Consider the following 8787-nt stretch of genomic DNA (forward strand, 5'->3'; position numbering starts at 1 on the left):
GTCTTCCTTGCAGGAGCAGGCCAGCGGGCTGTCCCAGGTGGTCAGTGTGTTCCGGTTGGATAACGAGGCACCTCGTCAGCCAGGGGCTGCTCAGCGGGGAGCAGGCCCCGTGCGGCACGCAGCGCGCAAACAGCCGCAGCCACCACGGGCCCAACAGGCCATCGCAGCGCCCAAGCTGGCTACCGCCAGTGGGGAATGGGAAACGTTCTGAACACCGGCCGCTTCAGGGCCAGTGCCAGGGCAACTCAGAAGCTGCCTGGATAAGCCCCGCCATCGGCCAGCACGTTCTGGCCCGTCATGTAGCCCGCGTGCACGCTGCACAGAAACGCGCAGATCGCACCGAACTCTTCGGGCGAGCCGAAGCGCTGTGCCGGAATGGTTTTGCGGCGTGCGTCCAGCACGGCTTCCAGCGGCTGTCCGGTTTTTTCTGCAGCCCCCTTCATGGTGCCCTTGAGCCTGTCGGTGTCAAAAGCGCCGGGCAGCAGGTTGTTGATGGTCACCCCCTGCGCCGCCAGTTTGCTGCGCGCCACGCCAGCGACAAAACCGGTCAGGCCGCTACGCGCGCCGTTGGACAGGCCGAGGATGTCGATGGGCGCCTTCACCGCGCTAGAGGTGATGTTGACAATGCGCCCAAAGCCACGCGTCGCCATGCCATCCACCGTGGCCTTGATCAGCTCGATGGGTGTCAGCATGTTGGCATCGACCGCCTTGATCCAGGCGTCGCGGTCCCAGTCGCGGAAGTCGCCGGGTGGTGGCCCGCCGGCATTGGTCACCACAATGTCGAAGTCATGACGCACTGCAAATACTGCCGCCCTACCCGCGGCGGTGGTGATATCTGCAGCAACAAATTGGACCTCAGCCCCCGCCGGACGGGCGCTGTCAGCTATCAAATTTGCAGCGGCCGACTGCAGTACCTCGGCGCCGCGCGCGACGATCAGCACATTCACACCCTCACGCGCAAGTGCCTGCGCGCAACCCAGGCCCAAGCCCTTGCTTGCGCCACAAACCAAAGCCCATTTGCCTGCAATACCTAAATCCATAATAATTTCCACTTAATCGTTGGGAGGTGATGGGCCATGATACTGAGTAAATTCAAGCGTTTTGCCTGGCTGGGCTCTTGCGCCCTGCTGTTGGGCAGCACCCTGGCCCATGCACAGGACGAGTCGGTGCTGATCAAGCGCGCGGCCGAGCTGCGCGAAGCGCCCGGCGAGAATTCGCGCAGCCTGGCCGCCCTGGCCGCGCGCACGCCCGTCACGCGCTTGGGTGCGCGCCAGGGCGCCTGGATCCAGGTGCGCACCGTCGAGGGCGCCAGCGGTTGGGTCCACATGTTTGATGTGGCGTCGGCCAGCACTGCTGCCGCGCCCAGCGCCGGTGCCAATGCATTGCGCGGCTTGACCAGCTTCTTCAACAAGGGCAGCGCCCAGGGTGGCGCCACCACGGCCACCTCTACCGTCGGCATCCGCGGGCTGGGCGCTGAAGACCTGGCGCGCTCGCAGCCCAACATGGCGGCCGTGGCACAGGCCGATACGCTGCGCCTGGACGCGGACCAGGCGCGGCAGTTCGCCAGCAGCGCCGCACTGGCCAGCCGGGCGGTGGATTCCCTGCCCGCACCGGCCCCCGTGCAAACCACCAGCCCCGCTACCAACCACAACAACTGACAAGCCAGGAGCCGCGCTCATGAAAACGCTACCCACCCGCGTATGCACAGCGTGGCTGCTGCCGCTGACCCTTGCCGGCCTCCTGGCGAACACGCCGGCGCGCAGCCAGGACGCCGGCAAGGCGATCAACCTGCTCGGCTCATTCCTGCGCCAGGCGGCCCCCGCGGAAGCACCAGCCCAACCGCAGCCCGCATCGGCCGGAGGCGTGCTGGGGAACATGCTGGGTGCCAGCCTGGCCCCGGCGGGCGGTGGCCAGGCGGCTCGCGGCGCCGACCTGATCGGCCTGCTGTCGCAGTCGCTCGAGCAGATCGACGAGCCGAAAGAAATCGAAATTGGCCGCCAGCTCGCCGCGGTGCTTCTGGGCAGCAAGCCCCTGCACCCCGACATGGCACTGCAGCGCTATGTCAACCAGCTCGGGCGCTGGATCAGCCTGCAGTCCGCGCGGCCGCATCTGCCCTGGACCTTTGTGGTGCTGGACGATCCCGGCTTCAACGCCTTCGCCGCGCCCGGTGGTTATGTATTTGTCACCAAAGGCCTGCTGGATCGCGTTGCCGACGAAGCCGAGCTGGCCGGCATCCTGGCGCATGAGATCACCCACGTGACGGCCAAACACCATCTGCAGGCCATCGCCAAAACGGCCAGGGCTGGCCTGCTGACCCGGGTCATCGGTTCACAGGTCAAGGGCGAACTGGCCGGTGCGATGTCGGCCCAGTTCCTCAGCCTTGGACGCGACCTGTACTCGCGCGGGCTGGACCAGACTGATGAATTCGATGCAGACCGCAGCGGCGTGGCCCTGGCCGCACGCGCCGGCTTTGATCCCTACGGACTGGTGGCCGTGCTGCAGCAGCTGCGCACCGCCACGCCTGACAACCCGCTGTTTGCCCTGTCCCTGAGCACACATCCGCCGGCCCAGCAGAGGCTGGACCTGCTGGAGCAAGCCATGGGCAATCGCATGGACGGTTTGAGTGGGCAAAGCGCCATCACCGTGGCGCAACGCATGGAAAGACTTGCGGCCGCACGCACGGCCAGCCGGGTCGATGCGCCAGCGGCCACCGCGCGCTCCGAACGGCGGGTGCCGGTGAAAAAGTAAAGCTCGATTTTCCGCATTCGGACTCAGTCTGTTCAAGACTTGCGAGTAAGTGGTTCTTCCTGCTAGCCGGGGGTTGCCCGGCGGCAACTCACTTTCTTTTTGCGTCGCCAAAAAGAAAGTAAGCAAAGAAAAAGGCGACCCGATGGTCTGGGTCCTTCCGCTTCGCTCCAGGCAACCTGCGGTGCTCGCCGAAAACGGGGTCGAGCTCGAACTCGCCTTCGGCTCAGACAATCGCTCGCCCTGATCCGTTTTCGGCTGCGCTCCTCGGCCCAGCCCGACGGGTGGGGGACACGAATACGGATACCAATACGGGGAGGCCTGACGCGCCTGTCATGTTTGCACGCGGCACCAGCACACGCAGCCAAATGAGGCTCCCTTCCATCGCCCAGCGGGGCGAGGGAAGGGCGGGGGGTTGGGAGTGGGGAGTTTCGCCTACTGTCCAGGGCGAACGGGAGGCGCAGCGTGACGCAAACAAAGCTGCAACCCTCACTTCCCCGCGCGAGTAAACACAAAAATCCCCGCGATCACCAATACCGTCCCCGCCGCCACCCAAGCGGTGAACGGCTCCCCGAGAATCAGCACGCCCATCAGGATGGTGGACATCGGGCCGACCATGCCGGTCTGCGCAGCCAGACTGGCGCCTATGCGTTCGATGGCCATCATCACCATCAGCACCGGCGCAGCCGTGCACAGGGTGGCGTTGAGCACCGACAGCCAGATCACCTCGGGCGCCACAGCCGCAGCGCTGAGCGGCCTGAGCAGCAGAAACTGCAAAATGCAGCACAGGCAGGCCACGGTGGTGGCCAGGCCCACCAGCCGCAGTGCACCCAGCCGCTTGACCATCTCGCCGCTGTAAACCAGGTACAGCGCATAACTGATGGCACTTAGGAAAACCAGCAGTGCACCCCAGGCGGCCTCTGGGCCCAACAGGGTGATCTCGTGGCCGAAGACCAGCACCACGCCGCTGTAGCTGATCGCCATGCCGATGATTTGCCGCGCACTGACGCGCCGGCGATAAAGCACCAACCCGAGCAGCAGGACCAGCGTGGGATTGAGGTAGAGAATCAGACGCTCCAGTGAAGCGGTGATGTAGGCCAGCCCGGCAAAGTCCAGGAAACTCGCGAGGTAGTAACCGGTGAATCCCAGCCAGAGCACGCCCAGCCAGTCCTTGCGTGTGAGCGCCGCCTTGCCCCGGCTAGCCCACCAGGCCATCACGGAAAAAATCGGCAACGCAAACAGCATGCGGTACATGATCAGCGTGACCGCATCGACGCCATAACGGTAAGCGAGCTTGACGATGATCGCCTTGCCGCTGAATGCAATCGCGCCCAAGGTCGCGAGCAGCAGTCCGGTTGCTATGCTTTTGGAAGCTGCTTGCGCCCGTTGTGTATGGGCTGGAGAGGTTTTTTGTTCTGAACTTTGAGTCAAGGGAAGTTTTCAGAAACCGACAGCCTGTCCATCGCGGCGGCTGTCGCTGGCGGCCACATAACCCTGGACCTTGGTGTCGCCCGCACGCCAGATGAACTGGCCCGCACCGAAGTCCTGGTAGGAGTCGTTGATGACCTCCACGCGGTGACCGCGGTCCGCCAGGCCCTGCACTGCCTGCGCGTTCATGGCGGCCTCGACATTGATTTCCAGACCGGCGTTGTAGCGCCAGCGCGGTGCATCGCAGGCGGCCTGGGGGTTTTGCTTGTAGTCGAGCATGCGCACAAGGGTCTGCATGTGGCCCTGCGGCTGCATGTTGGCGCCCATCACGCCATAACTCATCACCGGTTGCCCGTCTTTCGTGAGGAAGGCCGGGATGATGGTGTGGAAAGGGCGCTTGCCCGGCGCAACCTGGTTGGCACCCGGCTCCAGGCTGAAGGCGTGGCCGCGGTTTTGCAGGCTGATGCCGAACTCGGGTTCGACGCAACCCGAGCCGAAACCCATGTAATTGCTCTGGATGAAACTGACCATCATGCCATCTTCGTCCGCTGCGGTGAGGTAAATGGTGCCGCCCTTGACCGGATTGCCGGCGCCGAAGTCCTGCGCTTTTTTCATGTCGATCAGTTTGGCACGAGAAGCGAGGTAGCTGTCATCGAGCATTTGATCGACGCTCACCGCCATGGACGATGGCTCGGCCACATATTTGTAGACATCGGCAAAGGCCAGCTTCATCGCCTCGATCTGCAGGTGCTGCGAATCCACGCCGTCCACCGCCATGCCGGCGACGTCAAACTTGTCCAGGATGCCCACCGCAATCAGCGCGGCAATGCCCTGGCCATTGGGCGGAATCTCGTGCAGGGTGTGGCCGCGGTAGTCCTTGCCGATCGGCTTGACCCATTCCGGCTGGTAGGACGCCAAGTCTTTGGCCGTGAGGCTGCCGCCGTTTTGTGCGGAAAATTTCTCCAACGCCTGCGCAATTTCCCCGCCGTAAAAGGCGGCGCCTTTGCTCTGCGCGATGGCGCGCAGCGCCCTGCCCGCGGCCTTGAACTGGAACAGCTCGCCAACATTCGGGGCGCGGCCCCAGGGCAAAAAAGACTGCGCAAAGCCAGGCAGCGACTTCAGTTCATCCGTTGCTGCCGCCCACTTTTGCTGCACCACTGGGGGCACGAGGTAGCCGCGCTCGGCAATCTCGATGGCCGGCTCCATCAGGTCCGCAAAAGGCAGCTTTCCAAAACGCTCGCTCATGGTCGCCCAGCCGGCCACGGCGCCCGGCACGCTCACGGAATCGAGGCCACGCTTGGGCGGGGTGGAGGCACCGGCGCCGTGTTTGCGCTTGAAATAGTCGGGTGTCCAGGCCTGCGGCGCACGGCCCGAGGCATTCAGGCCGTGTAATTCCTTGCCGTCCCACAAGATGCAGAAGGCGTCACTGCCCAGCCCGTTGCTGACCGGCTCGACGATGGTCATGGCAGCGGCGGCAGCAATCGCTGCGTCCACCGCGTTGCCGCCCTTGAGCAGCATGCGCAGCCCGGCCTGGGCGCCCAGCGGATGCGAAGTGGACACCACATTGCGGGCAAACAGGGGAATGCGGGTCGAGGTGTAGGGGTTGGCGTAATTGAAGTTCATGAACGGTTCTGCAATGAGGAAACGGGCACCAGGCCCTGGCGCGAAATAGAGAAATAAACACTGTCACTCCGTGGTGATCTTGCGCTCCGAGATGATTTTTTTCCACTTGGCGTTGTCGGCCTTGACCATGGCCGCGAAAGCCTGGGGCGTGCCTCCGGTGGGTTCGGCACCCAGCCGGGCAAACCGTTCTTTCACCTCGGCATCGGCCAGCGCCGCATTGAGCGCCTGGTTCACCCTGGCCGTGAGCTCGGCACTCAGCCCTTTGGGACCGTACACGCCGAACCATGTCACGGACTCGAAGCCCGGAAGGGTCTCGGACACCGTTGGAAGATCCGGCGCCAGTGCCGTGCGTTGGAGGCTGGTCACCGCCAGGGCGCGCAACTTGCCGTCCTTGACATGCGGCATGCCGGTGACAAACGAATCAAACAGCACATCGAGCTTGCCGCTGATCAGGTCCGGCATGGCCAGCGCCGTGCCGCGGTAGGGAATGTGAAGAATGAAGGTGCCAGACTGCGCCTTGAAGTACTCGGTGGTCAGGTGCACGATGGTGCCGTTGCCGCTGGACGCATAGTTCAATCGACCCGGATTTTTCCGCGCATGATCCATGAACTCGCGCATGGTCCTGGCCGGCGAGGAGTTGGGCACCAGCACAATGTTGGGCGAACTCGCAACATAGCCCACAGGCGTGAAGTCCGTTTCGGCGTTGTAGGGAATTTTCGGGTTGATGGCCGGCCCTATGCTGTGTGTGCTCGATGTGGCCAGCAGCAGCGTGTAGCCGTCCGGCGCGGCTTTGAAAGCGGCGTCGGCGCCTATGGTCCCGCCGGCACCAGGCCGGTTGTCGACCACCACGGTCTGCCCGATTTTTTCACCGAGTTTTTGCGACAGCGCCCGAGCCAGGATATCCGTGGCCCCACCTGCCGGAAACGGCACGATCATGCGGATCGGACGCGCAGGATAGGCGCCGGAAGCCGCGGGAGAAGTCTGGGCCGCAGCGGGCAGAATGGCAGCACAAGCCGCACCGATGGTCGCCAGAAAGATAGCATGCGTACGTTTCATCTCGCCATTGTGCAACGGTTTGGCCCTGTTTTTCCCATACCTGGGTTCCGTCTTTTTTGATCAAAAAAAAAGGCGCCCGGAGGCGCCTTTTTCTGGAAGATTCACCGAGGCATCAGTCCTCAACAAAAGCCTCTTCGCGTTTGCTCTTGACCGCTGGCAACAGCACAATCACAAGCATGAGAACAGCGGCGCCCAAAAGACCGGCTGACAGCGGGCGCGTTACAAACACGCTCCAGTCGCCGCGCGATAGCAGCAAGGCGCGACGCAGATTTTCCTCCATCATCGGTCCCAGGATGAAGCCGAGCAACAACGGCGCGGGCTCGGCGCCCAACTTGACAAAAAGATAACCGATCACACCAAAAATGCCGACCATCCAGACGTCCCAGGTGTTGTTATTGGTCGAGTACACGCCAATTGCGCAGAACAGCACAATCGCCGGGAACAGGTAGCGGTAGGGCACGGTCAGCAGCTTGATCCAGATGCCGATCAGCGGCAGGTTCAGGATGATCAGCATCGCGTTGCCTATCCACATGGAGGCGATCAGACCCCAGAACAGTTCCGGGTTGCTGGTCATCACCTGCGGACCGGGCTGAATGTTGTGGATGGTCATCGCACCGACCATCAGCGCCATCACGGCATTGGGCGGAATACCCAGGGTGAGCAAGGGAATAAAGGAAGTCTGCGCACCGGCATTGTTGGCGGACTCGGGGCCGGCCACGCCGCGGATATTGCCCTGCCCGAAGGGGACTTCACCCGGCTTCATCTTCATCTTCTTTTCCAGCGCGTAGGACGCGAAGGCTGACAGCAAGGCACCGCCGCCAGGCAAAATGCCCAACGCCGACCCCAGGAAGGTGCCACGCAGCACCGCGGGTGTCATGTCCTTGAAATCCTGCTTGGTCGGCATCAGGCCTGACACGTTGGCGGTGAAAACCTCACGCTCGTGCTCGGGCTGGGCCAGGTTGCTGATGATTTCGCCGTAGCCGAACACACCCATGGCGATCACGACAAAGCCAATGCCGTCGGTAAGTTCCGGAACATCAAAGCTGAAACGCGCCACGCCGGAGTTCACGTCGGTGCCCACCAGCCCGAGCAGCAGGCCCAGCACAATCATGGCAATCGCCTTGAGCAGTGAGCCAGATGCCAGCACCACGGCGCCAATCAGGCCCAGGACCATCAGCGCGAAATATTCGGCCGGGCCAAACTTGAAGGCCAGTTCGGTCAGCGGCGGCGCAAAAGCCGCCAGGATCAGCGTGCCGAAACAGCCCGCAAAGAACGACCCCAGACCAGCTGCAGCGAGCGCAGGCCCCGCTCGCCCTTTTCTGGCCATCTGGTAGCCATCAATACAGGTCACCACCGACGAGGACTCACCAGGCAGGTTCACCAGAATGGCCGTGGTCGAACCGCCGTACTGAGCGCCGTAATAAATACCGGCCAGCATGATCAGCGCCGACACGGGTGGCAGCGCGTAGGTCGCTGGCAGAAGCATGGCGATGGTGGCGACCGGGCCAATGCCGGGCAACACGCCAATCAGCGTTCCCAGCAGGCAGCCCACAAAGGCGTAAAGCAGGTTGATTGGCGTGAAGGCCACACCAAAACCAAGCGACAAATGTTCAATCAGTTCCATGACTTTTCCTTAACCCGTGATGAACTCAGGCCACACGGGGAATTGCAGTTTGAGCGCCACAACAAAGGCGATATAGCTACCGACAGCCAGGACGGTTGCCAGAATGAAGGTCGCCTTGAATTTCCATCCCGGCTCCGCCATGCTGGCCACAAACGTCAGGGCGTAAATGGCAACAATCATGCCGAAAGCGGGAAAGCCGATGCTGGGCAGACCTGCCAGCAAAAGCCCAAACACGAGGTTGGCAGCAATGATGAAAAAGAGCGGCTTCCAGGCCCATTTGCCGATCTTGTCACCGCCCTCGGCTTCCACCA

The 8787-nt window shown here is 62.9% G+C and carries 8 protein-coding genes and 1 pseudogene; 3 read left to right on the forward strand and 6 right to left on the reverse strand.

The features are described 5' to 3' along the window. Window positions 1-211: pseudogene (locus tag ABI660_RS21695) on the forward strand (methyl-accepting chemotaxis protein); the annotation flags it as partial. Window positions 212-245: 34 nt separating this feature from the next. Here ABI660_RS21695 and ABI660_RS21700 read toward each other — a convergent pair. After that, the gene (locus tag ABI660_RS21700; RefSeq protein ID WP_348072048.1) at window positions 246-1040 is read right to left on the reverse strand and encodes an SDR family oxidoreductase; all 795 of its coding nucleotides are present in this window, start codon (window positions 1038-1040) and stop codon (window positions 246-248) included. A gap of 36 nt (window positions 1041-1076) precedes the next feature. On the opposite strand from ABI660_RS21700, the gene ABI660_RS21705 reads away from it, so the two are divergent. Next, on the forward strand, window positions 1077-1658 hold the full coding sequence (locus tag ABI660_RS21705) for an SH3 domain-containing protein (protein ID WP_348072050.1): 582 nt from the start codon (window positions 1077-1079) through the stop codon (window positions 1656-1658). Window positions 1659-1677: 19 nt separating this feature from the next. Next, complete coding sequence (locus ABI660_RS21710; protein WP_348072052.1) at window positions 1678-2748, forward strand: M48 family metalloprotease; 1071 nt, start codon at window positions 1678-1680, stop codon at window positions 2746-2748. A 486-nt stretch (window positions 2749-3234) separates the two neighbouring features. Here ABI660_RS21710 and ABI660_RS21715 read toward each other — a convergent pair whose 3' ends face one another. The 5 genes from ABI660_RS21715 to ABI660_RS21735 form a co-directional block, all read right to left on the reverse strand. Further along, window positions 3235-4176 (reverse strand): DMT family transporter, encoded by a 942-nt coding sequence (locus ABI660_RS21715; protein WP_348072054.1) that lies wholly within the window; start codon window positions 4174-4176, stop codon window positions 3235-3237. Between the two features lie 9 nt (window positions 4177-4185). Next, window positions 4186-5796 (reverse strand): gamma-glutamyltransferase family protein, encoded by a 1611-nt coding sequence (locus tag ABI660_RS21720; RefSeq protein ID WP_348072056.1) that lies wholly within the window; start codon window positions 5794-5796, stop codon window positions 4186-4188. A gap of 63 nt (window positions 5797-5859) precedes the next feature. Continuing rightward, on the reverse strand, window positions 5860-6852 hold the full coding sequence (locus ABI660_RS21725; protein WP_348072058.1) for a tripartite tricarboxylate transporter substrate binding protein: 993 nt from the start codon (window positions 6850-6852) through the stop codon (window positions 5860-5862). Between the two features lie 112 nt (window positions 6853-6964). Continuing rightward, window positions 6965-8476: a tripartite tricarboxylate transporter permease gene (locus ABI660_RS21730; protein WP_348072060.1), complete on the reverse strand. Its 1512-nt coding sequence runs from the start codon at window positions 8474-8476 to the stop codon at window positions 6965-6967. Window positions 8477-8485: 9 nt separating this feature from the next. After that, window positions 8486-8787: tripartite tricarboxylate transporter TctB family protein (locus ABI660_RS21735; protein WP_348072062.1), on the reverse strand; the 302-nt coding region annotated here is incomplete at its 5' end.

Origin of the sequence: Polaromonas sp., from assembly GCF_039930745.1 — a bacterium.
GTDB lineage: Bacteria > Pseudomonadota > Gammaproteobacteria > Burkholderiales > Burkholderiaceae_C > Polaromonas.

Bases quoted from the DNA above. Each gene is read 5' to 3' on its own strand.
- ABI660_RS21700 (WP_348072048.1), bottom strand. From the start codon at position 1,040: ATGGATTTAGGTATTGCAGGCAAATGGGCTTTGGTTTGTGGCGCAAGC.
- ABI660_RS21705 (WP_348072050.1), top strand. From the start codon at position 1,077: ATGATACTGAGTAAATTCAAGCGTTTTGCCTGGCTGGGCTCTTGCGCC.
- ABI660_RS21710 (WP_348072052.1), top strand. From the start codon at position 1,678: ATGAAAACGCTACCCACCCGCGTATGCACAGCGTGGCTGCTGCCGCTG.
- ABI660_RS21720 (WP_348072056.1), bottom strand. From the start codon at position 5,796: ATGAACTTCAATTACGCCAACCCCTACACCTCGACCCGCATTCCCCTG.
- ABI660_RS21725 (WP_348072058.1), bottom strand. From the start codon at position 6,852: ATGAAACGTACGCATGCTATCTTTCTGGCGACCATCGGTGCGGCTTGT.
- ABI660_RS21730 (WP_348072060.1), bottom strand. From the start codon at position 8,476: ATGGAACTGATTGAACATTTGTCGCTTGGTTTTGGTGTGGCCTTCACG.